Origin of the sequence: Oerskovia enterophila, assembly GCF_044748475.1 — a bacterium.
Taxonomy (GTDB): Bacteria; Actinomycetota; Actinomycetes; order Actinomycetales; family Cellulomonadaceae; genus Oerskovia; species Oerskovia enterophila.
Window position 1 is genome coordinate 894861 of sequence record NZ_JBIVFZ010000002.1, and the last position, 25558, is coordinate 920418.

A 25558-nucleotide genomic window follows, 5' to 3' on the forward strand; every position below is an offset into this window, starting at 1 on the left:
CACGGTCTCAGACCGTGAGCGGCGCCTTCGCGCGCAGCGCCGCGGCGATCGACTCGCCCCACACGTACGCCTGCTCCATGTGCCCGTCGACCAGCGGCCCCGCCGCGTCCTCGACGAGGAACGACTTGAGCGGGACGAGCATCTCGTAGCCCTTGCGGGTGATGATCCTGGCCGCGGCGCGCGACGCCGAGCTCGGGATCGCGCGACCCAGGGCGGTGCGCGTGTCGAACGTCGTGACCCAGCGCGGGCCGGTCCCCTCGGCGTGGTCGGGGAGCGCGACGCACCACTCGCGGAGCCCGACGTTGCGGGCCGGCACCGTGCCGCCCGAGCGCTGGACGGCCTCGGCCCGGGTCCCCGGGCGGCTCATCGACATGGAGTGCGTCGGACCGCCCGCGACCACCAGGTCGACGTCGTCGAGGAGCGAGGGGTCCGCCACGGCGTCCGCGACGTCGACGACCTTGACGGGAACGCCCGTCGCCATGCCCGCGGCGATCTGGCGGGCGACCTTCTCACAGTTCCCGAACATCGACTCGTAGACGACGGCAGCAGTCAGGTTCTCTCCACGGTTCGTCATGCTCCCAGCCTCGCGTCCGCGGCCCGCCCCGGGCCACGGACGACGGTCCCGGGGGTCAGGGACTTTCGTCCCCCGCCCGACGGCGCCGCTCGCCCAGGGCGGGCCGCGCCGCTCTCCCAGGGCACCGCCGGGCACGACGACGGGCGGGGCCCCCTCTCGGGAGCACCCCGCCCGCCCGCACCGCACCCGCTACCGGGCGGACCCGATCACTCGGGCGAGCGGCGCCGTCGGGCCCTGACGAGCACCAGGCCCAGGAGCGTCATGAGCAACGCCGCCGCGAGCACCGGACCCACCGTGGATCCCGTGGTCGCGAGCCACTCCCCGGGAGTCGTAGGGGGTGCGACCGGCGCCGGGGGCGGCGGCGTCCGGTGCTCGGTCGTCGCCGGCGGCGGCGTGAGCGGCGGCCCCACGGGGGGCGTCGCGGTACCCGTCACGACGTTCTTCAGGACCGTCGCCGCCCCGACGCCTGCGTCGACCTTCACCTGGTAGGTGACCGTCACGGCCTGCCCCGGCCGCAGCGCCCCCGACCACGTGAGCGCCGTCCCCTGGAGCGTCGCCCCGTCGACCGGAGCACCCGCGACCGTGGCCTCGATCGACCCCTCGACGAACGTCGCGCCCGACAGGACCTTCGCGAGGTCGTCGGACAGGACCACCGGGTCCAGGACCGTCGCACCCGTGTTGGTACCCGTGACCGTGTAGGTGATGGTCTGCCCGGCCTGGACCGTCGAGCCCGACGCCGGGTCGGAGGTCTTGGCGACCTCGAACCCGGGGACCGGGTTCTCGGTCGTGACCTCGGGCGGCGTGACGGGCGGACCCGTGGGCGGTGTCGCCTGACCGCGCACGGTGTTCTCGACGAGAGCACCCGCGGCGCCCTCGGCGACCGTCACCTGATAGATGAGCGTCACGGCCTGGCGAGGCTGCAACGTCCCCGACCAGGTCAGCTCGGTCCCCGCCAGGGACGGCGCCGTGGCCGGCTGGCCGTCGACCGTCGCCGCGAGCGAACCCTCGACGAAGGTCGCGCTGTCCAGGACCTTGGACAGGTCGTCCGAGATCTCGACCGGCGCCAGGACCGTCGCCCCGGTGTTGGCCCCCGTCACGGTGTAGGTGATGGTCTGCCCGGGCCGGACGTCGGCCCCCGACCCCGGGTCGGACACCTTGGTCAGCGCGAAACCGGGGGTCGGGTGCTGGACCAGGATCGGCGGGGGCGTGATCGGCGGACCCGTCGGAGGCGTGCCCTGACCGCTCGCACGGTTCCGGAGCGTCGTCCCCGCGGGGGCGTCCTGGTCGACCACCACCTGGTAGGTGAGCGTGACCGCGGCCCCCACGGGCAGCGCGCCCGTCCAGGTGAGGGTCGTGCCGTCGAGCGAAGGAGCCTCGACCGGCACCCCGCCGACCGTCGCGGCCGCCGAGCCGTCCACGTACGCGGCGTGGTCCAGGACCGCGGACATGTCGTCCGTGACGACGACCGGGTCCAGGACCGTGGCCCCCGTGTTGGTGCCCGTGACCGTGTACGTGATGGTCTGCCCGGGCTGGACCGTCGACCCGTCGGCCGGGTCGGCCGTCTTGGCCACGACGAACCCCGGGACGGGGTGCTCGGTGGTGACCTCGGGCGGTGCGATCGGCGGCCCGACCGGGGGCGTGGCCGTCCCCGTGACCCGGTTCTGCACGAGCGCCCCTTCAGGGACGTCCGCGTTCACGAGCACCTGGTAGGTCAGGGTCGCCGTCTGCCCGACGCCGAGCTCGCCCTGCCAGGAGAGCGCGGCGCCCACGAGCGTCGGGGTCGTGGGCTGCGTGCCCTGGCTCCCGTCGCCCGTGATCGCGACCGTGGGCGAGCCCGCGACGAGCGTGGCCTTGTCGAGCGCCTTCGACAGGTCGTCGAGGAGCGTGACAGGACTCAGCGGCGTCGCACCCGTGTTGGTGCCCGTGACCGTGTAGGTGATGACGGTTCCCGCGCGGACGGCGGTCCCGCTCGCCGGGTCGGAGGTCTTGGCGACCTCGAACCCGGGCACCGGGTGCTGCGTCGTGACCTCGGGCGGGGTGATGGGCGGACCCGTGGGCGGGGTCGCCGTTCCCGAGGCGGCGTTCTTCACGAGCGCCCCCGGGGGGACGTCCGCGTCGACCGTCACCCGGTAGGTGACGACCACGACCTGCTGCGGCTGGAGCACGCCGGTCCACAGGAGCTCGGTCCCCGTCAGGGACGGCGCCGTGGCCGGCTGCCCGTCGATCGTCGCGGCGAGCGAACCCTCGACGAGCGCTGCGTCGTCCAGGACGTCCGAGAGGTCGTCCGAGATCGCGACGGGATCCAGGACCGTGGCGCCCGTGTTGGTGCCCGTCACGGTGTAGGTGATGGAGTCCCCGCCCTGGACGGACCGGCCGGAGACCGGGTCGGAGGCCTTGGCCAGCGAGAACCCGGGCACCGGGTGCTGCGTCGTGACCTCGGGCGGCGTGACCGGCGGCCCCGTCGGGGGCTGCGCTCCGGCGTCGACCGTGTTGAGGACCGTCGCACCGGCGGCGTCCTCGTCGACCGTGACCTGATAGGTGATCACGACGTCCTGCCCGACACCGAGCGCGCCCGACCAGGTGAGAGAGCTCCCCTGCAGGGTCGGCGCGGCTCCTCGGCTCGAGGTGATCGACCCGTCGACGAGCGTCGTGCTGTCGAGGACCTTCGAGAGGTCGTCGACGATCACGACCGGGTCGAGCGTGGTCGCTCCCGTGTTCGTCCCCGTGATCGTGTAGGAGAGCGTGTCACCGGGCCGGACGTCGGAGCCCGAGGCCGGGTCGGCCGACTTGGCGACCGTGAACCCCGGGGTCGGGTGCTCGGTGACGACGTCCGGAGGCGTGAGCGGCGGCTCCCCCGGAGGGGTCGCGCTCCCGGAGACGACGTTGCGGACGATCGCGCCGTCGTCGTGCGTCTCGTCGACGACGACCTGGTAGGTGATGACGACCGACTCGTCGACCTGGAGCTGTCCCGTCCAGGTGAACCCGTCCGCGGTCAGGGCCGGTGAGCCGATGGACGCCTCGAGGCTGCCCTCGACGAGCGCGCCGTCGTCGAGCGCACCCGAGAGGTCGTCGGAGATGACGACCGGGTCGAGGAGCGTCTCGCCCGTGTTGGTGCCCGTCACGGTGTAGGTGATCGTGTCACCGCCGCGGACGGTGGTCCCCGACGCCGGGTCCGACGTCTTGGTCAGGGCGAACCCGGGGGTCGGGTGCTGGGTCTCGACCGGGGGCGGGACGATCGGCGGCCCCGTGGGCGGCGTGGCGGTGCCTGTCGCGACGTTGTGCAGGACCGATCCTGCCGGGGCGTCGGTGTCGACCGTGACGGTGTACTGGATGACGACCTGCTGGCCGAGGTTCAGCACGCCCTCCCACCGGAGCGTCGTCCCGGTGAGCTCCGGCACGACGCCGATGTTCGAGGTGATCGACCCGGGGACCAGGTCGGCATGATCGAGCACGGCCGCCAGGTCGTCCGTGACGACGACGGGGTCCAGGACCGTGGCACCGGTGTTCGTGCCGCGCAGCGTGTAGGTGACGGTGTCACCGGGAGACACCGTGGTCCCGGACACCGGGTCCGAGCTCTTCTCGAGCGTGAAGCCGGGCACCCTGTGCTCGGTCACGACCGGCGGAGGGACGATCGGCGGTCCTGTGGGCGGCTGGCCGGAGCCCGTCACGGTGTTCTGCACGATCGTTCCCGCGGCGACGTCGAGGTCGACGATCACCTGGTAGCCGACCGTGACCTTCTGGCCCGGGGCGAGCGCGCCGGTCCACGTGAGCGTGGTCCCGTCCAGCACGGGAAGGTCGCCGGCCGTGGACGTGATCGAGGCGGGGACGAGGGTCGCGTGCCCGAGCACGGCCGAGAGGTCGTCGGTGAGGGTCGCGGGGTCGAGCGTCGTCGCCCCCGTGTTCTCCCCGGTGAGGGTGTAGGTGATGGACTCGCCGCCCCGGATCGTCGACCCGGCGGTCGGCTCCGAGGACTTGGAGATCACGAAGCCGGGGATCGGGTGCTCGGTCTCGACCGCCGGAGGGGTCAGCGGCGGACCGGTCGGCGGGGTCGCGGAGCCGTCGGCCACGTTGTGCAGGAGAGTCCCGGCCGGCGCGTCGGCATCGACCCGCACCGCGTACGTGAGGACGACCGACTCGCCGGGCTGCAGCGTCCCGGTCCAGGTCAGGGTCGTCCCCGAGACCTCGGGTGCCGTACCCAGCGAGGCGCTGGGGGTTCCCTCGACCGCAGCGCGGTCCAGGACCGCGGACAGGTCGTCGGTGATCTCGACGGGATCCAGGACGGTGTCGCCGGTGTTGGTGCCGGTCACGGTGTACGTGACGAGGTCACCGGCCGCGACCCTGCTGCCCGACGCGGGGTCGGAGCTCTTCGTCAGAGCGAACCCCGGGACGGGGTGCTGGGTCTCGACGGCCGGCGGGGTGATCGGGGGCCCGGTCGGAGGCTGGGCGGTGCCGGTCACGACGTTGTGGAGCAGACCGCCCGTGAGGCCGTCGGCGACCGTGACGGCGTAGGTCAGGACGACCTCCTGGCCGACGTCGAGCGCACCGGTCCAGGTGAGCGTGGTGCCGCTGAGGACCGGGGCTGCGACGGCCGCGCCGTCGACCTCGGCCGTGACGGCGCCGAGGCTCCCGAGCGGGAGGACCCGGCCGAGGTCGTCCGAGAGGACGACCGGGTCCAGACGGGTCGCCCCCGTGTTGGTGCCCGTGACCGTGTAGGTGATGGTGTCGCCCGGTCGGACGTCGGTCCCGGACGCGGGGTCCGCGGTCTTGGAGACCTCGAAGCCCGGGATCGGGTGGGTCGTCACGACGGGCGGCGGCGTGATCGCCGGCCCCGTCGGGGGCTGGGCGGTCGAGGTCGCGCTGTTGTCGAGGGTCTCGCCCTGGGTGCCGGCATCGACTGTGACCCGGTAGCTGACGACGACCGTCTGTCCTTCGGCCAGGTCGCCGGTCCAGCTGAACGAAGAGCCGACCAGCGCCAGCGGCACGGGGGCTCCCCCGTCGATCGACGCCGCGAGCGAGCCGGCGACGTAGGTCGCGTCGTCGAGCACGTCGGCGAGGTCGTCGGCGATCGTCACGGTCAGCGGGGTGTCGCCGCTGTTGCGACCCGTGAGGGAGTACGTGACGGTGTCGCCGGGCTGCACCGAGGATCCCGAGACCGGGTCGGCGGTCTTGGTGAACTGGTAGCCGGGGACGTCGTGCACCGTGGTGCCGCAGGTGCCCGGCTCGCACGTCGTCGGAGGGTTCGGCGGCTCGGGGGGCGTGTGCGTGAACGCCACGTTGCGCAGCTCGCCGTCGCCGCTCCCGACGGCCTTGACCGTCGCCGTGTAGGTGGTCGCGACCGACGTCGTCGACAGCGGGATGTCGGTGCCCGTCCAGGTCCAGGCGTCCCCCGTGACCGTCGTCGAGCTGCCCGAGGCAGGCGCGGACACGAGGTCGTCGAGCGGCACGTCGGCGTCGTCACGGACCGAGCTCACCGAGTCGGAGTAGCGCCCCGACCACGTCGTCGCCTCGAGGGCGTCGGTGACCTCCTCCGGGTGGGCGTAGTCGACCGGGCTGGTCGTGACGGTGTAGCGGATCTCGTCCCCGGGGTTGACGATCGAGCCCGTCGCGGGGTCCGAGGACTTGGCGAGCAGGAAGCCGGGGTGGTCGGAGGTCGTGGTGATCGCGGTGTCGGCGTAGGCCCAGTTGTCGATCGCGCGGTTGTTGCCCCAGGTGCCGCCGTTCGTGGTGTCCGTGGGAGGCGGGTTGATCCCGAAGATGGTGTTGGTCGGGCAGGTGCCGACGCCCCAGGCGTGGACGCCCGCGCTGCTCGGGAGACCGCCGAGCGCCTGGACGACGGGCGTCGTCGAGCACCGGACGTTCGCGCGCGGGTCGTTCTGCACGTCGGTGACGGGCGTGTCGTTCCAGAAGAGCCGGACGTCGTTCTGCGGGGGGCCGTTGATGCGGTTGACCGCGATGCCCCCGTTGAAGATCTCGATGTCCTCGTCGACGAAGTGGATCTCTCCCACGCGGTCGATCTCCACCCGGAACGCCAGGGGTCTGCTCGTGGGGATCACGGCACCCGAGGCGTCGAGGCCGTCGAAGGCGACGGACTGCGGCGCGTCGAGCGCCGCGACGGGGAACACCCGGTCGAGCGGGCCGTCGAACACACCGTCGTCGTCCACGTCGACCCGGACCGTCGCGTTGCCCTCGAAGTCGTCGATCCTGAAGTCGATCGTGCCCGACCGCGCGCCCGGCCCGGCGGGGACGAACGTCGGCCCGTCGATGCTGGGCGCCACGGGTGCGGCCAGCCGCAGCCAGGTGGTCTGGCCTCCCGGCAGCGTCACGCTCGCCGGCAGGTCGGTCGCGGGCGCCTCGAAGAACAGCTTGTAGGCCGAGAAGTCGCACCCCATGGCGCGCGCCGCGGACGACGTCCGGTAGGGCAGGCCCTGGTCTGCCGGGATCAGGCTCGAGCTCGTGAAGATGCTGCGGTAGGCCGAGGCGCACGTGGTCGTGTCGATGTTGCCGAACGCGTTGGCCGAGTACTCGGAGTCGATGCCCATGATCCCTCGACGGTCCACCTTGTAGGTGTACCCGTGCTCGGTCTGGTACCAGAGGGTCAGGTCGGCCGTGCGGATCGGCAGGTTGAGGTTGTCGGTCATCCGGAAGGACTCGGTCCAGGTGCGCCCGGGGATCACCGCGCCGCCCGCCGTGGAGGCCGTGATCGACCACGACATCTGCACCTGTCCGGCCGGGTCGGTCTGGGCCGGGGCCGACTTGGCGATCTCGACCTTCCAGACGCCGGCCGTCGCCGAGGTCGCGACCTGGCTCACGTTGCACGTCGTGCCCACGGCGGCGGCGAGCGTGATCGCGGTGCATCGGGAGACCTCGCCCTGCGGGCTGGTGACCACGATGACGGGGTTCCAGGTCCTGGTCTCGGCCGAGAGCTTCGCGAAGCTGGCCGTGAAGCGTTCTCCGGCCCGGACGTACGTGTAGAAGGTCTGCGCGCCGCGCACGGACGTCCCGGTCGGGCCCGTCGCGGCCTGTGCTGCCGGGGTCACGACGACGAGCGCCGACGCCAGTCCCAGCACGAGCGCGAGCAGGGTCGCGAGACTCTTGCGCAGCCGGCTCCCTGCCCTGGGCTTCCTCGCCCGTGTGTGTGCACCCGACATGATCGTCCCCTCGTCGTCCGAGCACGCGCCGTGGGACACGTGCACTGGCTAAGACCGCCGGGCCGCATTCTCATGACGGGAACGGTGCGGGTGAAAGGTCGGGGCACGCGATATCGGGCGTTCCTTCCATATAGGTGTTCTCCACACGATTCGGGGCCATTTCCTTCTCATGCGCCTCTCATCTGCCCGACGGCGCCGCTCACCAGCCGCGCCAGGTCGCCGTTCCGCGCGGCACGGGGGTTCAGGTACGTGGTTTCCCGTACGCCTGCCGACCGTTTGAAGACGCGACGACCGCTGACCTAACGTCGCACCGTTCTGGTCGAGGTGGACCGAGGCTCTGCGTCTCGCCGTCCGCCACAAAGAAAGCGAGATGCACATGAGACGACTTCGCGCGGCAATGATCACCGCCGTTCTCGGCGCGACCGCCATCGTCGCCCCCGTGGTGCTGGCGCCCGCCGCCTCTGCACACGGCTGGGTCACCTCCCCGCCGAGCCGTCAGGACAACTGCGCGACCGGCGCCGTGTCCTTCGACTGCGGCACCCTGAAGTACGAGCCGCAGAGCGTCGAGGCCCCGCACGGCGGCACGACCTGCAGCGGCGGCAGCGCCTACGCGATCCTCGACGACAACAGCAAGCCCTGGCCCCGCACCACGGTCGGCTCGTCGGTCAAGATCCAGTGGAAGCTCACCGCGAACCACGCGACGAGCACCTGGGAGTACTTCGTCGACGGCAAGCTGCACCAGACCTACGACCAGGGTGGCGCCCAGCCGCCGAAGGACATCTCGCACACGCTGACGAACCTGCCGGCGGGCAACCACACCATCCTCGCGCGCTGGAACGTGGCCGACACGGTCAACTCGTTCTACAACTGCATCGACATCACGGTCGAGGGTGGCGGCACCACGGGTGGCACGACCGGTGGCACCACGGGCGGCGAGACCGGCACGACCGGCGGCACCACGGGCGGCGAGACCGGCACGACCGGTGGAACCACCGGCGGCACCACGGGCGGCACGCCCGGCACGTGCACCGACGCGGCCTGGGACACCAACGCCGTCTACACGGGCGGCACCAAGGTGTCGCTCGACGGCCAGGTCTACGAGGCCAAGTGGTGGACCAAGGGTGAGGCTCCCAGCGCCGGCGCGCAGTGGGGCCCCTGGAAGAGCCTCGGCGCCTGCTGAGACCCGATGCCCGTGAGGGCGTGAGGTACCGCGCACGAAGCGCACAGAAGTGGCGCCGTGCCAGGAATTCTCCTGGCACGGCGCCACTTCTTTGCATGCCCGATACGTAGGACCCCCTACGTGCTTTACCGGATTGTGCCTGCCTGTTTCTTTCCTTAGCGTCGAAGATGTCCGATTCGACATGAGTAGGTCGCCCGGCAATGGGGCCTACCGACTTCCATGGAGAGCGAGAAGAGAAACATGAGACGACTACGCGCGGCGATGATCGCCGCCGTCCTCGGAGTGGCAGCGATCGCAGCCCCGATCATCGTGGCACCCAGCGCCTCGGCGCACGGGTGGATCACGTCCCCGCCCAGCCGGCAGGACAACTGTGCGACCGGCGCGGTGTCCTTCAGCTGTGGCGGGGTGCAGTACGAGCCCCAGAGCGTCGAGGCCCCCAAGGGGTCCATGCAGTGCTCGGGCGGCAGCGGGTTCACCGTCCTGGACGACAACAGCAAGGCCTGGCCTCGCAAGAGCGTCGGCTCGACGGTGACGTTCCAGTGGAAGCTCACGGCAGCCCACAACACGAGCACGTGGGAGTACTTCGTCGACGGCAAGCTGCACCAGACGTTCAGCCAGGGTGGCGCACAGCCGCCGAGCAACATCTCGCACACCCTGACGAACCTGCCCGCGGGCAACCACACCGTGCTCGCCCGGTGGAACGTGTCCAACACCGTCAACGCGTTCTACAACTGCGTCGACATCTCGGTCGGCGGCGACCCCACGGGCAACCCGACGGGTGGCGACCCGACCGGTGGCAACCCCACGGGCGGCGACCCGACGGGCACCACCGGCGGCACGACCGGCAACGGCACGTGCACGGACCCGGCCTGGTCGGCGGGCTCGGTCTACACGGGCGGCGCCCGCGTCTCCTACAACAACACGAAGTACGAGGCCAAGTGGTGGACCACGGGCGAGAACCCGGGCACGAGCGGCCAGTGGGGCGTGTGGAAGAACCTCGGCGCCTGCTGAGGTGACGACCGTCCCGTCGACGCGCTGGAGAACGTGGCGGCGGGAGCATCGCCAGGGCCCGTCCGGAGCCCGCCTGGATCAGCAGGCGGCCCCGGGCGGGCCCTCTCCCCGTTCCAATTGCATGAATATGCAATCGTCTGCATATACTTGAGTCGTGTCCAAGGTACTCACTTCACTTCCGGCCGGCGAGCGCGTCGGCATCGCCTTCTCCGGGGGTCTCGACACCTCCGTCGCCGTCGCGTGGATGCGCGACAAGGGTGCGGTGCCCTGCACCTACACCGCCGACATCGGGCAGTACGACGAGCCGGACATCGACTCCGTGCCGGGCCGCGCCATGGCCTACGGTGCCGAGCTGGCCCGTCTCGTCGACTGCCGCGCAGCGCTCGTGGAGGAGGGGCTGGCCGCGATCACGTGCGGCGCGTTCCACATCCGCTCGGGCGGGCGCTCCTACTTCAACACGACCCCGCTCGGTCGCGCCGTGACCGGCACCATGCTCGTGCGGGCCATGCTCGAGGACGACGTCCAGATCTGGGGCGACGGCTCCACGTTCAAGGGCAACGACATCGAGCGGTTCTACCGCTACGGCCTGCTCGCCAACCCGAACCTGCGCATCTACAAGCCGTGGCTCGACGCCGACTTCGTCACCGAGCTCGGTGGGCGCAAGGAGATGTCGGAGTGGCTGCTGGCGCACGACCTGCCGTACCGCGACAGCACCGAGAAGGCCTACTCGACCGACGCCAACATCTGGGGTGCGACGCACGAGGCCAAGACCCTCGAGCACCTCGACACGGGCCTCGAGGACGTCGAGCCCATCATGGGCGTGCGCTTCTGGGACCCCTCGGTCGAGATCGCGACCGAGGACGTCACGATCCGCTTCGAGAAGGGTCGCCCGGTCGCGATCAACGGTCAGGAGTTCGACGACGCCGTCGCCCTGGTCATGGAGGCCAACGCGATCGGTGGCCGCCACGGGCTCGGCATGTCCGACCAGATCGAGAACCGGATCATCGAGGCCAAGAGCCGCGGCATCTACGAGGCCCCGGGCATGGCGCTGCTGTTCATCGCCTACGAGCGTCTCGTCAACGCGATCCACAACGAGGACACGGTCGCGAGCTACCACAACGACGGCCGTCGCCTGGGCCGCCTCATGTACGAGGGCCGCTGGCTCGACCCGCAGGCCCTCATGATCCGCGAGTCCCTGCAGCGCTGGGTCGGTGCCGCGATCACGGGCGAGGTGAAGCTGCGCCTGCGTCGCGGCGAGGACTACTCGATCCTCGACACGACGGGCCCCAACTTCTCCTACCACCCCGACAAGCTGTCGATGGAGCGCACGACGGACTCGGCGTTCGGTCCCACGGACCGGATCGGCCAGCTCACCATGCGCAACCTCGACATCGCCGACTCGCGCGCCAAGCTCGAGCAGTACGCGGGTCTCGGCATGGTCGGCGCGCAGCACGCGGCCCTGATCGGGACGGGGCAGACCGAGCTCATCGGCCAGATGCCCGAGGGCGGCGCCGAGGCCATCGCGTCGCGCGGCACGTCCTCGTCCGAGCTCGACGAGGCGCTGGACCGCGCCGCGATGGAGTTCGGGGTCGACTAGTCGTCCTCGTCGACCCAGCCCACCGGGGGCAGGTCGCGCCCGCGCAGCTTGTCGATCTCGCGTCGTTCACGCTTCGTCGGGCGCCCTGCCCCGCGGTCGCGCACCGGCACGAACGGCACCGCCTCGCGCGGCAGCACCGGTGGGCTGTGGTCGACGTACGCCTTCGCGGCCTCGGGCGCACCGACGCGCTTGGTGAGGAGCTGGACGACCTCGACGATCCGTTCGCGCTCACCGCGGTAGGTCACGGTGTCGCCGACCTTGAGGTTCGCGGCGGGCTTGACCCGCGTCCCGTTCACCTTGACGTGCCCGGCGCGGCACGCGGCCGTGGACACCGATCGGCTCTTGGTCAGGCGGACCGCCCAGAGCCAGCTGTCGACCCGCATGGTCACTTCCCTTCCCGACGTCGGACCACCCCAGCGTAGGCGGCTCCCGTCCCGCGCGGGACCGGTCGTCACGCCCGACGGCGCCGAGCGCCACTGCGGCGAATGTCGCCTTTGGGCGTGCGAACCCCGCGCAACCGTGCCACGGTGAACGGGAACCGACGCCACCCGGCCGCACTCGCACCGTCCGGGTCGTCGCCCGGAGAACGGAGTGGCTATGTGGATTCTGTCCTGGATCGTCATCGGCCTCATCATGGGAGCCATCGCTCGCGCCATCATGCCTGGTAGGGCAAGTGGAGGCTGGGTCGTGACGCTGATCGTCGGCGTCGTCGGGGCGTTCGTCGGTGGATTCATCGGCAGGGCCTTCGGTTCCGACCCCAACCAGGAGTTCTGGTCCTTCTCGACGTGGTTCTGGGCCTTCATCGGTTCGCTCGTCGTGCTGCTCATCTGGGGCCTGATCTCGGGCCGCAGGTCGAAGGCCTGACACTCGCTCCGCCGTCGGGCACCTGGCGGCTCCCCGCGGCGCACCGCACCACCCCGGACGGCCCGGCCCCTCGACGGGCCGGGCCGTCCGGTGACGCGGACGCACCCCTCGAAATACCGTGGACCGCTCCCACCCCGCGGAGGACGCTGGGACCATGAGCTCCCCCACCGAGTCGACGGCGACCTGGCGCGTCCTCGAGGCCCCGCACCCCACGAGCCTCGACGCCCCCGACGCCTGGGGCTACCTCGGCATCGCCCAGGTCGAGGCCGAGGTCACGACCGAGGCCCACGGCTACGACGACCTCGCCGACGAGGCGCGCGACGTCCTCGCCGGGATGAACAGCCAGCGGTACACGACCAAGCAGCGCGTCGTCGCCGTCCGCGCCGACGCACCCGAGACCCCGCGACCGCAGGACGTGCTCGGCCACCTGGCCGTCGCGCTGCCGGCCAGCAGCAACACGCACCTGGGCGAGCTGTCCGTGCAGGTCCGACCCGCGCACCGACGCCACGGGATCGGGAGCGCGCTGTGGGAGACGGGCGAGAAGATCCTCGTCGACGCGGGCCGCACCACCCTGTTCACGGACACCCAGCACGGCACCGAGCCGCCGCCCGGACCGGGCGCCCTCGAGGCGCGCACGGGCGCCGGGCGCGTCCCTGCGGACGCCCCCGGGCCGCGCTTCGTCGCCGGCAAGGGCTACGCCCTCGAGCAGGTCGAGCGGCACTCGATCCTGGCGCTGCCGGTCGACACCACCCTGCTGGACGGCCTGCGTGCGGGAGCTGTCGAGGCAGCCGGACCCGACTACCGCACGCTCGTGTGGGAGGACGACGTCCCCCCGGACCGGCGCGAGCAGGTCGGGACGCTGTTCACGCGCATGAGCACCGACGCCCCGGTGGGCGACATCGACTTCCGCGAGGACCCGTGGGACGCGCAGCGCGTGGGCATCTGGGTCGACGAGCTGCTCGGCAAGGAGCACGGCCTGCTCATGACGGTCGCCGAGCACGTCCCGACCGGCACGCTCGCCGCGTTCTCGGTCCTCGCCTACCCCAAGGACCGCCCCGCGTTCGCGTTCCAGGAGGACACCCTTGTGCTGCGCGAGCACCGAGGCCACCGCCTCGGGATGCTCGTCAAGGTCGTGAACCTCGACGAGCTCGCCGTGCGCCGACCCGCGACCGAACGTATCCACACCTGGAACGCCGAGGAGAACGACCACATGCTCGCGATCAACATCGACCTGGGCTTCACGCCTGCCGGCGGCTACGCGGGCTGGCAGAAGCGGGTGGGCGCGTGAGCGGCCCGTCGCAGACCGCGGCCCCTGCGGAGGACCAGGTCTCCGGCCCGACGGCGTGGCGCGTCCTGCGCGTGCCCGTCCCGGACTCGCTCGACGCACCCGAGGCGTGGGGCGTGCACGGCACCGTCCGTGTGGGAGAGGCCGTCGACCGGGAGATCCACGGGCACACCGACCTCGCGCTCGACGCCGCGACCACGCTCGTCAGCATGACGGCCCAGCAGGAGTACAAGAAGACCGTCCGGCTCGTCGCGGTAGCCCGCGGCCCCCGTGGCGGCGGACCGGACCGGACCCCGGCGGCGAGCGACGTCGTCGGGCGCGGCATGGTGGGCCTTCCCCAGAAGGGGAACACGCACGTCGCGATCGTGTACGCGGGGGTCGACCCCGACCACCGTGGCCAAGGCGTGGGTACAGCGCTCTGGGAGGAGGGCCTGCGCATCGCGCGAGAGGCCGGACGCACCGTGATCCTGTCGGACTCGTCGCACTCGCCCGAACCCCCTGCGGGGCCCGGCGCGCTCGAGTCGCCGACCGGGAGCGGACGCGTCCCGCTCGACGATCCGGGCACCCGCTTCGCGCTCTCTCGCGGGTTCTCGCTCGAGCAGGTCATGCGGCACTCGGCGATCTCGCTGCCTCCTCGCCAGGACGTCGTGGCCCGGTTGCGCGAGGCTGCCCGTGCTGCCGCCGCCGACCGGTACCGGGTCCACCTCTGGCAGGACACGGTCCCCGAGGACTGGATCGACGAGTTCGCCGTGCTCGAGACCCGCATGAGCACCGACGCCCCCTCGGGCGGGCTCGACCTCGAGGAGGACCCGTGGGACGCGGACCGCGTCCGCGCGGCCTCCCGGTCGTTCGCCGACCGAGGGCAGGGGTATCTCATCGCGGTCGCCGAGCACGTCGCGACCGGACGGCTCGCCGGGTTCTCGATGGTCTCCTACCCGCACGACCGGCCCGAGGTCGTCGTCCAGGAGGACACCCTGGTGCTGCGGGAGCACCGGGGCCACCAGCTCGGGATGCTCGTCAAGATCGCGGTGCTCGACGAGCTCGCGCGCGTGCGGCCCTCGTCGCGGCGCATCCACACCTGGAACGCGCAGGAGAACCGGCACATGCTCGCGATCAACGAGGCGCTCGGGTTCGAGGTCGCGAGCGTCGACGCGGAGTGGCAGCTGCGGCTCGCCTGACCGACGGGGCGATGTGTCGTTATTGTCTGGCCCGAGCGGACCCCGGGGCGCAAGAGTGGGCGCATGACGAGCACCGAGACCTCTCCCGGGGCCGCGGCCCCCGCAGGCACGACCTGGCGCGCGGTCGACGCCCCTCCCGTCCCGCCCACGCTCGAGCACCCCGACATCTGGGCGTACCAGGCGTACAGCGAGATCGAGCACGACGTGCAGCTCGCGACCTGGGGCTGGACCGACTGGTGGGCTCCCCTGCCCGTGATCCACGGGGCGCTCCAGCAGCAGGAGTACCACCGCAAGATCCTGGTCGTCGCGCTCCCCGGAGAGGCTCCGGGAGAGGCTCCGGGGACGGCCGACGACGACGGCGGCGGCGACGGCCCCGGCGACGGCGGGCCGCTCACCGACGGCACCGCCCCGGCCCCCCGCGACGTGGGCGGGGCCGCGATCGTCAACCTCGCGACCGTGAGCAACACGCACCTCGCGTACGTCACGCTCATGGTGCGCCCCGGGCTCGAGGGCCAGGGCATCGGCGACACCCTCCTGGCACGGGTCGAGGAGATCGCGCGCGCCGCGGACCGGACCACGGTCATCACCTTCAGCAACCACTCTCCCGAGCCCTCCCCCGGTCCCGACGCCCTCGACGCACCGACGGGCGCGGGCCGCGTGCCCGTCGCGTCACGCCCGGCACGTTTCGCGCTCGGGCGGGGCTTCACGCTCGAGCAGGTCGAGCGCGCCTCGGTGCTGAGGCTCCCGGTCGACCCCACCCTGCTCGACGCGCTCCACGCGCGGTCCACCGAGGCGGCCGACGACGACTACCGGCTGCACACCTGGTGGGACGAGGTGCCCACCGTGTGGGAGGACCAGGTCGCGATCCTGTGGACACGCATGAGCACCGACATCCCCAACGCGGGCCTCGACGTCGCGGAGAGCCCCTGGGACGCCGCACGCGTCCGCAGCCACCTGCGCGACCTCGCCGGCCGGCACCAGCACGTGCTGATCACGGTCGCCGAGCACGCACACACGGGCACGCTCGCAGCCTTCTCGGTGGTGCAGATGCCCGTCCCCGACGTGCCCTTCGCGTTCCAGGAGGACACGCTCGTGCTCCGCGAGCACCGCGGCCACCGGCTCGGGATGCTCGTCAAGATCGCCAACCTGCGCGCCTACTCCGAACGCCGCCCCGGCGAGCGCCGCATCAACACGTGGAACGCCCAGGAGAACGAGCACATGCTCGCGATCAACGTCGCGCTCGGCTTCGAGCCCGTCGGCGTCGCGGCCGTCTGGCAGAAGCGCCTCGGCTGACGCTCGCGGCGGGGTCTCGGACCCTGCCACCTGCGTGAGGCGACGGGCGCGCCCGGCGGACGCTCCGCCGTCGGGCGCGCCCGACTGTCCGGCACCGCACCTCACAACCGCTCGCACCGTGAGCCACCAGGACAACCCCGCAGGTCGCAGCCTACGGTTGTCGGGTCCGGCCAAGACCCCGGGCGACCCCCGAAGACCCCCACCGACCAGGGAGCAGCGAGACCATCGTGAGCACTGCGAGCACACCGCCGATCGACGCCACCACCACTCCCTCCTGGGCCGACCTCACGGCCCACCAGGCCACCCTGACCCCGGACCTGCGCGCATGGTTCGCCCAGGACCCGGGCCGCGCCGCGCGCCTCACGTTCGACGCCGCGGACCTCCACGTCGACCTGTCGAAGAACCTCGTGACCGACGAGACGATCGCGCTCCTCGTGCGCCTCGCACAGGACGTCGACCTCGCCGGACGCCGCGACGCCATGTTCCGCGGCGACCACATCAACGTGACCGAGGACCGCGCCGTGCTGCACACCGCGCTCCGGCGGCCGTCCGGAGCCTCGCCGGCGCTGACGGTCGACGGCCAGGACGTGGACGCCGACGTGCACGGCGAGCTCGCCAAGGTCTACGCGTTCGCGGAGAAGGTCCGCTCGGGCGAGTGGACGGGCGTCACGGGCGAGCGCGTGCGCACGGTCGTGAACATCGGTATCGGCGGCTCGGACCTGGGCCCCGTCATGGCCTACGAGGCCCTCCTGCCCTACAAGGCCGAGGACCTCGACGTCCGGTTCGTGTCCAACATCGACCCGACCGACGTCGCCGAGAAGACCGCGGGCCTCGACCCGCGCACCACGCTGTTCATCGTCGCGTCCAAGACGTTCGGGACGCTCGAGACCCTGACCAACGCACGCCTCGCGCGCGACTGGCTCTGGACCGAGCTCGCGGCGGTCGACGCTCTCGACGACTCGGACGAGGCGCGGACGGCCGCGGTCGGCAAGCACTTCGTCGCGGTCTCCACGGCCCTCGACAAGGTCGCCGCGTTCGGGATCGACCCCGCCAACGCGTTCGGCTTCTGGGACTGGGTCGGCGGGCGCTACTCGGTCGACTCGGCGATCGGGACGTCGCTCGCGATCGCGATCGGCCCGGCGCGCTTCGAGGAGTTCCTCGCCGGATTCCACGCGATCGACGAGCACTTCCGCACCACCCCGATCGAGCAGAACGTGCCCGCGCTCATGGGCCTGCTCAACGTGTGGAACGTCAACTTCCTCGGGGCGCACACGCACGCGGTGCTCCCCTACGCGCAGTACCTGCACCGCTTCCCGGCGTACCTGCAGCAGCTGACCATGGAGTCCAACGGCAAGTCGGTGCGCTGGGACGGGTCGCCCGTCACGACCGAGACCGGCGAGGTCTTCTGGGGCGAGCCGGGCACCAACGGCCAGCACGCGTTCTACCAGCTCATCCACCAGGGCACGCGCCTGGTCCCCGCGGACTTCATCGCCGTCGCGAACCCCGCGCACCCGCTCGTCGACACCGCGGCGGGCGACGAGCCCGTCGACGTGCACTCGCTGTTCCTCGCGAACTTCTTCGCGCAGACCAAGGCCCTCGCGTTCGGCAAGACCGCCGACGAGGTCCGGGCCGAGGGGACCGCGGAGGACCTCGTGAGCGCCCGCGTGTTCTCGGGCAACCGCCCCACGACGTCGATCCTCGCCCCCGCGCTCACGCCCTCGGTGCTGGGCCAGCTCATCGCGCTCTACGAGCACATCACGTTCGTCCAGGGCGTCGTGTGGGGCATCGACTCGTTCGACCAGTGGGGCGTCGAGCTCGGCAAGAAGCTCGCGAACGAGATCGCCCCGGCCGTCACGGGCGACGCCGCCGCGCTGGCCGCGCAGGACCCGTCGACGCAGGCGCTCATCGGGTGGTACCTCGAGCAGCGGAGCTGACGCTCGGACTGCTGGTGCCGAGCACGAGGTTGATCGTCGTGCTCAGCCCGGCCTCGGTCCCCGAGATCTCGAGCATCGTCGAGAACATGGCGCACGCCTGCCCCGCGTCGAGCCTGCCACCTGCGCTGATGAGCTCGGACGCCTCACGGATCTTGCGGGTGTTCTCGGCGTCGTCGAGCATCCCGGATGCCTCGGCCTGTTCGAGCGCGGCGGGCAGCTGCTGGGCCCAGTCCTCGGCTGGGACGCGCGCGACCTGGACGGCCGTCGCTTCGAAGTCGCCCCACAAGCAAGCCGGCATCCCGTCGGCTCCTGCGACCGTCACGCTGCGTGGACCGTCCAACGCCCGCCCTGCCAGTGCCGTGACCTGCTCCGCCCCGAGCAGGTCGCAGTCCTCGGGTGCGGCAGCGACGTCTGCCGCCGAGGTCACGGGGGATTCCGCGGCCGGCGCCTCGCTCGGGGTGACGGTCTGGGTGTCATCGTCGGTCGGTGACGCGCAGCCACCGAGGATCATCACACTGAGCAGTCCGGGCAGGGCGACGGTGAGGAGGGACCTCCACTGTGAGTTCACGTGACGAATCAAACCATGGGGTCGGCGTCGTCCGGCGATCCAGCCCGACGAGGCACACGGCCGAGCACGAGGTTGCGGTCGTTCCGACGCCCAGAACGACCGCAACCTCGTGCTCGGCACCCCTCCAGCAGGCTCAGGCCTCGCCCGGCACGTGCTCCTTGGCCTCGTCGTACCCCTCGCTCCCGGGCAGCTCGGCCGGCCCGTAGACCAGGTGGACCACGCCCGTGGGGAAGACCTCGGAGCGCAGCAGCCGCAGGGGGTAGATCGTGTCGCCCTCGTCGAAGAGCCGTTCGCCCTTGCGAGCCGCGACCGGGTGGACCAGGAGGCTCAGCTCGTCCACGAGCCCGGCCGCGAGGAGCTGGCGGACCACCGAGATCGACCCCGCGACCAGGACCTTGGCGATGCCCGGAGTCTCCTTGAGCGTGGTCACGGCCTCGACCAGGTCACCGTCGATCCTCTCCACGTTGCGCCAGCCGAGGTCCGCGTCGCCCCGGGTCGCGACGACCTTGCGCAGGTCGCCGAGCCGCTTGGCGAACACCGCGTCCTCCTCGCCGGCCTCCTCGCGACCGGGCCAGGCACCCGCGAAGCTGTCGTACGTGACGCGGCCCAGCAGCAGGGTGTCGACGCCCGTGTAGTCCTCGTCGACCGCGGCGCCCATGTGCTCGTCGAAGTACGGGAAGTGCCACGTCGGGTCGATCTCGACGACGCCGTCGAGCGAGCTGAACAAGGTGGAGACGAGCTTCGCCATGATGAGGTCCCTTCGGGGGTCTGCGGGTACGTCTGCTGAGACCGGGCGACGCTGCCGAACTCATCGGTCCCTGCCTCCCCACCGTGGCACGCACCCCGGCGCGTCGCGCGCGCGGGGGGCGTGCCGTCGTCGGGCCGCGTGGGCTCAGCGCCGCAGGCCGCGTGGGCTCAGCGCCGCAGGCCACGTGGACTCAGCGCCGCAGGCCACGTGGGCTCAGCGCCGCAGGCCACGTGGGCTCAGCGCCGCAGGCCCGTCGCGACCACGGCCCCGACCGTGAGGTGGAGCGCGGCCAGGAGCACGGTCGCGGACACGCTCGCCGCGCCCAGCGGACCGAGCAGGGACACCAGGAGCACGACGCCGCAGGTCACCATCCAGGTCCGCTCACCTGCGGTCCTCCCGGCCCGCGGCGTGCCGAACCGTCGGAGCACCGCACGGACGCCCCAGCCCGCGAGGCCGACGAGCAGTGCGGTCACGACCACGGAGACCGGTCCGATGACCGTGTCACCGGCTCCGCCCCGCACGACGGCCTCGACGCCGAGCGCCGTCCCGGCACCCCACACGACCACCCCTGCCGCCGCGGCGAGCAGCGGCACGCTCCATCCGGGCACCTTCCTCGTGCGCCCCTGGCCCGTGCGCTCGGCCGCCCCGCTCGTTGCTGTCCGGTACGCATCCATGACGTCTCCCTCCGATCGATCGGGCCCCGTCCGGGCCCGCGCCGACCCCTCGGCCGACGTCCTCACCGTGTCTCCCGGGCCTCCCTCGCCGGACCCTCCCGACGGCTCGCCCCCTCACGACCGACGGCCCGCTCCCCCCTCCGAAAGTCGGTGGTGACAGCAGCGCGCCCGTTCCTAGGGTGGCGGCATGAACAGCTACCCGACCGAAAAATGCTCTCCGCCGCGGGCCCCTTCCCGGGGCGTGCTGACCGGGGCCGTGCTCGCCGTCGGCGCCCTCACCGCCCTGATGCTGTGGGGAGCCCTGCCGGGCGAGCCCGGGCCGCGCGTCGTGCTGGACGTCGTCGTCGGTCTGGTCGCTGTGGCCCTCAGCCCGCTCCTGTGGTGGACACCGCGCGGGCGTCGGGGCGGCGCGGGGGCGGCGCTCGGCGACCCCGTGGTGCCGGCCCTCGTGCTGGCGGCACTTGCAGCCCTGTCCCCCGCGGCGACGCCCGCATCCACCGTCGCGACGCTCGAGGTCGCCCGCCGTCGGCCCCTGCGTGTCGCGGTGCTCGTCGCTGCGGCGGGCTTCGCGGGCCACGCGGTCCAGGCGCTGTGGCGCCCGACGGGCCTCCCGCTCGGCTGGTGGCTGCTGTGCGACGCCGCGGTGCACGCCGCACTCGTCGGCTGGGGGGCGTTCGCCCAGGCCAGGGCTCAGGTCGTCGCCGATCTGCGCGAGCGGGCACGGCGGGCCGAGCGTGAGCAGGAGCTGCGCGTGCGGGAGGCCCGCGCCGCCGAGCGCACGCGGATCGCCCGGGAGATGCACGACACGCTCGCGCACCGGCTGTCGCTGCTCGCGACCGTCGCGGGGGCGCTCGAGTTCCGGCCCGACTCCCCGCCCGAGGAGGTCGCCCGTGCCGCCGGCCTGGTCCGGGAGGGCGTGAGCGCCGCTCTCGAGGAGCTGCGGGACGTGGTGGGCGTGCTGCGCGCAGAGCCCGACGCCCTGCGCCCGGCTCCCGGGCCGGCCGACGTGGCACGGCTCGTCGACGAGTCCCGGCTCGCGGGCGTCGCGGTCGACTGGGAGCTGGACGGCGACCTCACCGCGGTCCCGGCCACCGTGCAGGCAGCGACCTTCCGCGCGGTCCAGGAAGGGTTGACCAACGCCCGACGGCACGCTCCCGGCAGCGCGGTCCGCGTCGCGGTCGTGGTCGTGCCGGGCGAGGTCCGGGTCGACGTGTCCGACGACGGTCCCGCCCCCGGGCACCTGCCCTCGCTCCAGGGGACGGGGACCGGGCTCGTCGGGCTCCGCGAGCGGGCCGGGCTGCTGCGCGGCGAGGTGCTCGCCGGGCCGCTCCCGGAGGGTGCCGGGTTCCGGCTCACGGTGTCGCTACCGTGGGGCTCATGACCGGACCCGTACGGATCGCCATCGTCGACGACGACGCCCTGGTGCGGTCCGGCCTGCGCATGATGCTGCACGGCACGCTGGGCATCGAGGTCGTCGGCGAGGCCGCCGACGGCGCGGAGGTCTCCGGCCTCCTCGACGCCCACCCCCTCGACGTGGTCCTCATGGACCTGCGGATGCCACGGGTCGACGGGATCACCGCGACCGCCAGGGTGCGCGCCCGGACGAACCCGCCCGCCGTCGTCGTGCTCACGACGTTCGACACCGAGGACGAGGTGCTCGGAGCGCTCCGCGCCGGCGCCGCCGGCTACCTCCTCAAGGACATGCCTCCGGCCCGGATCGCCGCAGCGGTCCTCGCGGCCGCGGCCGGCGAACCGGTGCTGTCCCCCGACGTCGCGCGGCGGCTCATGGCCTCGGCCGCCTCGGTCGGCGAGGCGCGGGCGCGGGCCCGGGCGTCGCTCGACCGGCTGACCGGGAGAGAGCGCGACGTCGCGCTCGCCGTCGGGCGCGGCGCGAGCAACGCCGAGGTCGGGCGCGAGCTCTACCTCAGCGTGCCGACCGTCAAGGCGCACGTGTCGAGCGTCCTGGACAAGCTGGGGCTCGATAACCGGACGCAGCTCGCCGTGCTGGTGCGGGACGCCGGGGGCGCGTGAGCCGTCGTCCAGGCGTGCTCCGGGCCGACGCGCCGGGGTGGCTCAGTCCCCCGGCCACTCCCCCGTCCACTTCTGGAAGGCACGCGCCCCGCCACGGTCGATCAGGGCCTTGACCCCGGAGAACACCGCGCCCTGGATCAGTGCGGCGATCAGGATCTCGCGCAGCGGGTACTCCGACTGCAGCGGCGTAGGTGCGTCCTTGCGGTGGCCAGGAGACACCCGCTTGTAGACCTGCTTGAAGACCTGGCCCGCGACCAGGCCGCCGATGATCGAGCTGATCAGCCCGAACGGCCTGTACAGGATCTTCGCGGCCTTGCCGCCGTGCTCCTCGGTACGGTCGGGCACGTGGTCGATCGTGGCATCGCTCATGCTTCGACGCTAACGCGGGGGACGGGTGGTCGCAGGGTGGGTGGTGCTGATGCCGGGTTCATGGCGACAGACCACGTCCGCCGGGCTACGAGTCCGTCGGCACCACCGCACAGCCCGCGAGGTCGAGCGCGACCCGGACCCACTCCCCCGGTGCGGGGGCGAACGAGTGGTGCGTGGCGCCGTCGGGCACGGGTGTCGCCGACGGCATGCCGAGCGCGACCACGCGCTGCGGGCCGGCCCCCAGGTCGACGTCGACCGTGACCTCGGTGCGCCCACGCCGGAAGGCGCTGCGGACGACCGTGCCGGACCACGCCCTGGATGAGTTGTCAGAACCACCCCGGTCCGTACCCCGGCCACGTTCTGACAACTCATCCGTGGCGTGGGCACCGGGTGCGGCCGTGGCGTGGGCACCGGGCACGAGCACGAGCCCCGTCGGGCCGATCGCGAGCAGCTCGCCGCCCGCCGCCGAGAAGTTGTCAGAACCACGCCGCTCCATACCCCGGCCACGTTCTGACAACGGATCAGCCGCTTCGAAGTCCGCCGCAGAGTCTCCCAGCGACCGCGACGACCCCAGCGCCACGAACGCCTGGTACCCCAGGAACTCCGCGACCCGCCGCGACGCGGGAGCGCGCCACAGGTCCTCGGGAGCCGCGACCTGGAGCAGGCGGCCGGCGTCCATGACGGCCACGCGATCGGCCACGGTGAAGGCCTCGTCGTGGTCGTGCGTCACGAACAGCGCGGTGGTCCCGGTCGCGACGAGCGCTGCGCGCAGGTCGCCTGCGAGCCGGTCGCGCAGCCCCCGGTCGAGCGCCGACAACGGCTCGTCGAGCAGGAGGAGCTGCGGCTCGGGCGCCAGCGCGCGAGCGAGCGCGACCCGCTGCCGCTCTCCACCGCTCAGGGTCGCGACGGGCCGCTGCGCGTACCCGGCGAGCCCGACGACGTCGAGCAGCTCGGTCACCCTGCCCGCCGCCGCGGACCGCTTGACGCCCGCCATCTGGAGCCCGAACGCGACGTTCCCCGCGACGTCCCGGTGCGGGAAGAGCTGCCCCTCCTGGAACATGAGCCCGAACCCGCGCCGGTGCACGGGCACGCCCGCGAGGTCACGCCCGTCCCACGCGATGCTCCCGCCCGCGACGGGCTCCAGCCCCGCGACGGCGCGCAGGAGGCTCGACTTGCCGCAGCCGCTCGGCCCCAGCAGGGCGAGCACCTCGCCCGGTGCGAGGTCGAGGCTCACGCCGCGCACGGCCGTCGTCCCGGGGCCCTTCGAGGAGGCCGGGTCGGGGTAGTGCACGACGACGTCGCGCACCGTGAGTCCTCGGCCCGCCGTGCTCCCGCTCGGGTCGTGCGGCACGTGCGGCTCAGCCGAGCCGTCCGTCGTTCGCTCCACCACCGTGGCTCCGTCCATCAGAACTCTCCTGCCGAGCGGTCGCCGCGCAGGCGTTCCGCCACCATCATCACCGTTGCCGTGAGGACCGCGAGCACGACGCTCGCAGCCAGTGCCATGCCGTAGTTCTCCGCCCCGGGCCGCCCGATGAGCCGGAAGATGACCACGGGGAGCGTGGCCGCGTCGGGCCGGGCCAGGAACGACGTCGCCCCGAACTCGCCGAGCGACACCGCGAACGCGAACCCGATCGCGAGGCCCAGCGACCGGGCCGCGATGGGTCCGTCGACCGCGGCGAACACGCGAGCGGGCGACGCCCCGAGCGTCGCTGCGGCCTCGCGCAGCCGCGGGTCGATCGCGCGCAGCACGGGCAGCACGGTCCGGACCACGAGCGGGATCGCGACGACCGCCTGCGCGATGGGCACGAGCAGCCCCGAGGTCCGCAGGTCCACGTCGATGCCGAGCGGCTTGTCGAGCGTGATGAGGAACCCGAACCCGACCGTCACCGCCGAGACGCCGAGCGGGAGCATGAAGACCGAGTCGAGCGCGCTGATCGCCCGCCGACCCGTTCGTGACCGGGGACGCCGCGAGACGACGAGCGCGACGAGCCCGCCGATCACGACCGCGAGCACCGTCGCGATCGCGGCGGTCCGAAGCGAGTTGGCCGTGGCCTCCCACACGGTCACGCTCAGGGCGTTGCGGCCGCCGGTCGTGCCGAGGTTCGCGTAGTTCGCGAGGCTCCAGCCGTCGGGGGTCTGGAACGAGCGCACGAGGAGGTTGACGAGCGGCAGGGCGATCAGGCCCAGCACGACGACGGCGGTCACCGCGAGCGGGGCCGCGTCGGCCCGCAGGCGCAGCGGCCGGGCGGCGGACGTCGCCGCGGACAGGTGGAGCGCGCGCTCGCGGCGGGTGCGGGTCCGGTTGGCGACGCTCAGCGCGACCACGACCACGACGAGCTGCACGACCGAGAGCACCGCGGCCGCGCGCAGGTCGAGGAACTGCGTGGTCTGGATCCAGATCTCGGTCTCGATGGTCCCGTACTGGACCCCGCCCAGGACGAGCACGACCCCGAACGCCGTGGCGCAGAACAGGAACACGATCGACGCGGCCGACGCGATGGCCGGGGCCAGGGACGGCAGCGTCACGGACCGGAACGCACGCCAGGGCGAGGCGCCCAGGGCGCGAGCCGCTTCCTCGGCGCGCGGGTCGAGGTGCTCCCAGAGCCCGCCGACGGTCCGCACCACGACCGAGTAGTTGAAGAACACGAGGGCCAGGACGATCGCCCCGAACGTCCCGTCGAGCCGCAGGAACCCGAGCAGCCCGCCCTCGACCAGCAGGGAGCGGAAAGCCACCCCGACCACGACGGTCGGCAGCACGAACGGCACGGTCACGAACGCGCGCAGGAACGTGCACCCCCGGAACCGGCACCGGTACAGCACGTACGCGCCGGGCACGCCGAGCAGCACCGAGATCACGGTGCCGAGCACGCCCTGCCACAGCGTCAGCCCGATGATCCGCCAGGTCCGCGGCTCGGAGAACACCTCGGCGAAGCCGGAGAGGTCGAGGGAGCCGTTGCTGACGAACCCGCGCGCGATCAGCGTCGCGACGGGCCACGCGAAGAACACCCCGAGGAACAGCAGCGGCAGCCCGGCGGCGAGCCCCCACAGGAGGACCCGCCCGCCGCGCTGCACGGCCGCGGGCAGGCCGCGGCTCACGGGCATCG

At 72.6% G+C, this 25558-nt stretch carries 19 protein-coding genes; 10 read left to right on the plus strand and 9 right to left on the minus strand.

Annotated elements, in window-relative coordinates:
- Window positions 1–7: 7 nt before the first annotated feature.
- On the minus strand, window positions 8–574 hold the full coding sequence (locus ACIPWA_RS08495; protein ID WP_083201534.1) for a flavodoxin family protein: 567 nt from the start codon (window positions 572–574) through the stop codon (window positions 8–10).
- Window positions 575–780: 206 nt separating this feature from the next.
- A complete protein-coding gene (locus ACIPWA_RS08500) occupies window positions 781–7722 on the minus strand; it encodes a DUF7927 domain-containing protein (RefSeq protein ID WP_400289436.1) in 6942 nt (2313 codons plus the stop codon).
- Between the two features lie 397 nt (window positions 7723–8119).
- On the opposite strand from ACIPWA_RS08500, the gene ACIPWA_RS08505 reads away from it, so the two are divergent.
- The 3 genes from ACIPWA_RS08505 to argG all read left to right on the plus strand — a co-directional run bounded on the left by ACIPWA_RS08505 (window position 8120) and on the right by argG (window position 11510).
- Window positions 8120–8902, plus strand: a complete 783-nt coding sequence (locus tag ACIPWA_RS08505) for a lytic polysaccharide monooxygenase (RefSeq protein WP_235534077.1) — start codon at window positions 8120–8122, stop codon at window positions 8900–8902.
- Between the two features lie 240 nt (window positions 8903–9142).
- A complete protein-coding gene (locus ACIPWA_RS08510; protein ID WP_068710235.1) occupies window positions 9143–9913 on the plus strand; it encodes a lytic polysaccharide monooxygenase in 771 nt (256 codons plus the stop codon).
- A gap of 154 nt (window positions 9914–10067) precedes the next feature.
- Window positions 10068–11510, plus strand: coding sequence for an argininosuccinate synthase (gene argG, locus ACIPWA_RS08515; RefSeq protein WP_068710236.1), 1443 nt, complete (start codon window positions 10068–10070; stop codon window positions 11508–11510).
- Here the strand turns inward: argG and ACIPWA_RS08520 are convergent.
- A complete protein-coding gene (locus tag ACIPWA_RS08520; RefSeq protein ID WP_068626931.1) occupies window positions 11507–11893 on the minus strand; it encodes an RNA-binding S4 domain-containing protein in 387 nt (128 codons plus the stop codon). The two genes, argG and ACIPWA_RS08520, sit on opposite strands and share 4 nt — an antisense overlap.
- A gap of 214 nt (window positions 11894–12107) precedes the next feature.
- Between ACIPWA_RS08520 and ACIPWA_RS08525 the strand changes: the two genes are divergently transcribed.
- The 5 genes from ACIPWA_RS08525 (at window position 12108) to pgi (ending at window position 18064) form a co-directional block, all read left to right on the plus strand.
- The gene (locus tag ACIPWA_RS08525; RefSeq protein WP_056644819.1) at window positions 12108–12374 is read left to right on the plus strand and encodes a GlsB/YeaQ/YmgE family stress response membrane protein; all 267 of its coding nucleotides are present in this window, start codon (window positions 12108–12110) and stop codon (window positions 12372–12374) included.
- Window positions 12375–12528: 154 nt separating this feature from the next.
- Entirely contained in the window at window positions 12529–13662 is a 1134-nt protein-coding gene (locus tag ACIPWA_RS08530; RefSeq protein WP_400289438.1) for a GNAT family N-acetyltransferase, read from the plus strand.
- Complete coding sequence (locus tag ACIPWA_RS08535) at window positions 13659–14837, plus strand: GNAT family N-acetyltransferase (RefSeq protein WP_400289440.1); 1179 nt, start codon at window positions 13659–13661, stop codon at window positions 14835–14837. The genes ACIPWA_RS08530 and ACIPWA_RS08535 overlap by 4 nt, the downstream gene beginning before the upstream one ends.
- Before the next feature lie 63 nt (window positions 14838–14900).
- Window positions 14901–16130, plus strand: coding sequence for an N-acetyltransferase (locus ACIPWA_RS08540; protein WP_400289441.1), 1230 nt, complete (start codon window positions 14901–14903; stop codon window positions 16128–16130).
- A gap of 227 nt (window positions 16131–16357) precedes the next feature.
- Window positions 16358–18064, plus strand: coding sequence for a glucose-6-phosphate isomerase (gene pgi / locus ACIPWA_RS08545; RefSeq protein WP_400289444.1), 1707 nt, complete (start codon window positions 16358–16360; stop codon window positions 18062–18064).
- Here the strand turns inward: pgi and ACIPWA_RS08550 are convergent.
- The 3 genes from ACIPWA_RS08550 to ACIPWA_RS08560 form a co-directional block, all read right to left on the minus strand.
- Window positions 18033–18491 carry a hypothetical protein gene (locus ACIPWA_RS08550; protein ID WP_400289446.1) on the minus strand — a complete coding sequence of 153 codons (459 nt, stop codon included), beginning with the start codon at window positions 18489–18491 and terminating at the stop codon, window positions 18033–18035. The two genes, pgi and ACIPWA_RS08550, sit on opposite strands and share 32 nt — an antisense overlap.
- Before the next feature lie 274 nt (window positions 18492–18765).
- Window positions 18766–19380, minus strand: coding sequence for a dihydrofolate reductase family protein (locus ACIPWA_RS08555; RefSeq protein WP_056644805.1), 615 nt, complete (start codon window positions 19378–19380; stop codon window positions 18766–18768).
- 236 nt (window positions 19381–19616) lie between these two features.
- On the minus strand, window positions 19617–20054 hold the full coding sequence (locus tag ACIPWA_RS08560; protein WP_400289447.1) for a DUF6069 family protein: 438 nt from the start codon (window positions 20052–20054) through the stop codon (window positions 19617–19619).
- A gap of 187 nt (window positions 20055–20241) precedes the next feature.
- Between ACIPWA_RS08560 and ACIPWA_RS08565 the strand changes: the two genes are divergently transcribed.
- Entirely contained in the window at window positions 20242–21435 is a 1194-nt protein-coding gene (locus ACIPWA_RS08565) for a sensor histidine kinase (protein ID WP_400289448.1), read from the plus strand.
- On the plus strand, window positions 21432–22085 hold the full coding sequence (locus tag ACIPWA_RS08570; protein WP_400289449.1) for a response regulator: 654 nt from the start codon (window positions 21432–21434) through the stop codon (window positions 22083–22085). Before ACIPWA_RS08565 ends, ACIPWA_RS08570 begins: the two co-directional genes overlap by 4 nt.
- A gap of 42 nt (window positions 22086–22127) precedes the next feature.
- Here the strand turns inward: ACIPWA_RS08570 and ACIPWA_RS08575 are convergent, their stop codons facing one another.
- The 3 genes from ACIPWA_RS08575 to ACIPWA_RS08585 all read right to left on the minus strand — a co-directional run bounded on the left by ACIPWA_RS08575 (window position 22128) and on the right by ACIPWA_RS08585 (window position 25556).
- A complete protein-coding gene (locus ACIPWA_RS08575) occupies window positions 22128–22454 on the minus strand; it encodes a DUF4235 domain-containing protein (protein ID WP_056644797.1) in 327 nt (108 codons plus the stop codon).
- Between the two features lie 85 nt (window positions 22455–22539).
- Window positions 22540–23859 carry an ABC transporter ATP-binding protein gene (locus ACIPWA_RS08580; RefSeq protein WP_400289450.1) on the minus strand — a complete coding sequence of 440 codons (1320 nt, stop codon included), beginning with the start codon at window positions 23857–23859 and terminating at the stop codon, window positions 22540–22542.
- Entirely contained in the window at window positions 23859–25556 is a 1698-nt protein-coding gene (locus tag ACIPWA_RS08585) for an ABC transporter permease (RefSeq protein ID WP_400289675.1), read from the minus strand. The genes ACIPWA_RS08580 and ACIPWA_RS08585 overlap by 1 nt, the downstream gene beginning before the upstream one ends.
- Window positions 25557–25558 lie beyond the last annotated feature (2 nt).

What these genes read in the sequence shown, in the direction of transcription:
- ACIPWA_RS08495 (WP_083201534.1), bottom strand. Translation starts at nt 574, where the DNA reads ATGACGAACCGTGGAGAGAACCTGACTGCTGCCGTCGTCTACGAGTCG.
- ACIPWA_RS08500 (WP_400289436.1), bottom strand. Translation starts at nt 7,722, where the DNA reads ATGTCGGGTGCACACACACGGGCGAGGAAGCCCAGGGCAGGGAGCCGG.
- ACIPWA_RS08505 (WP_235534077.1), top strand. Translation starts at nt 8,120, where the DNA reads ATGATCACCGCCGTTCTCGGCGCGACCGCCATCGTCGCCCCCGTGGTG.
- ACIPWA_RS08510 (WP_068710235.1), top strand. Translation starts at nt 9,143, where the DNA reads ATGAGACGACTACGCGCGGCGATGATCGCCGCCGTCCTCGGAGTGGCA.
- ACIPWA_RS08520 (WP_068626931.1), bottom strand. Translation starts at nt 11,893, where the DNA reads ATGCGGGTCGACAGCTGGCTCTGGGCGGTCCGCCTGACCAAGAGCCGA.
- ACIPWA_RS08525 (WP_056644819.1), top strand. Translation starts at nt 12,108, where the DNA reads ATGTGGATTCTGTCCTGGATCGTCATCGGCCTCATCATGGGAGCCATC.
- ACIPWA_RS08530 (WP_400289438.1), top strand. Translation starts at nt 12,529, where the DNA reads ATGAGCTCCCCCACCGAGTCGACGGCGACCTGGCGCGTCCTCGAGGCC.
- ACIPWA_RS08540 (WP_400289441.1), top strand. Translation starts at nt 14,901, where the DNA reads ATGACGAGCACCGAGACCTCTCCCGGGGCCGCGGCCCCCGCAGGCACG.
- ACIPWA_RS08555 (WP_056644805.1), bottom strand. Translation starts at nt 19,380, where the DNA reads ATGGCGAAGCTCGTCTCCACCTTGTTCAGCTCGCTCGACGGCGTCGTC.
- ACIPWA_RS08560 (WP_400289447.1), bottom strand. Translation starts at nt 20,054, where the DNA reads ATGGATGCGTACCGGACAGCAACGAGCGGGGCGGCCGAGCGCACGGGC.
- ACIPWA_RS08565 (WP_400289448.1), top strand. Translation starts at nt 20,242, where the DNA reads ATGAACAGCTACCCGACCGAAAAATGCTCTCCGCCGCGGGCCCCTTCC.
- ACIPWA_RS08570 (WP_400289449.1), top strand. Translation starts at nt 21,432, where the DNA reads ATGACCGGACCCGTACGGATCGCCATCGTCGACGACGACGCCCTGGTG.
- ACIPWA_RS08575 (WP_056644797.1), bottom strand. Translation starts at nt 22,454, where the DNA reads ATGAGCGATGCCACGATCGACCACGTGCCCGACCGTACCGAGGAGCAC.
- ACIPWA_RS08580 (WP_400289450.1), bottom strand. Translation starts at nt 23,859, where the DNA reads ATGGACGGAGCCACGGTGGTGGAGCGAACGACGGACGGCTCGGCTGAG.
- ACIPWA_RS08585 (WP_400289675.1), bottom strand. Translation starts at nt 25,556, where the DNA reads ATGCCCGTGAGCCGCGGCCTGCCCGCGGCCGTGCAGCGCGGCGGGCGG.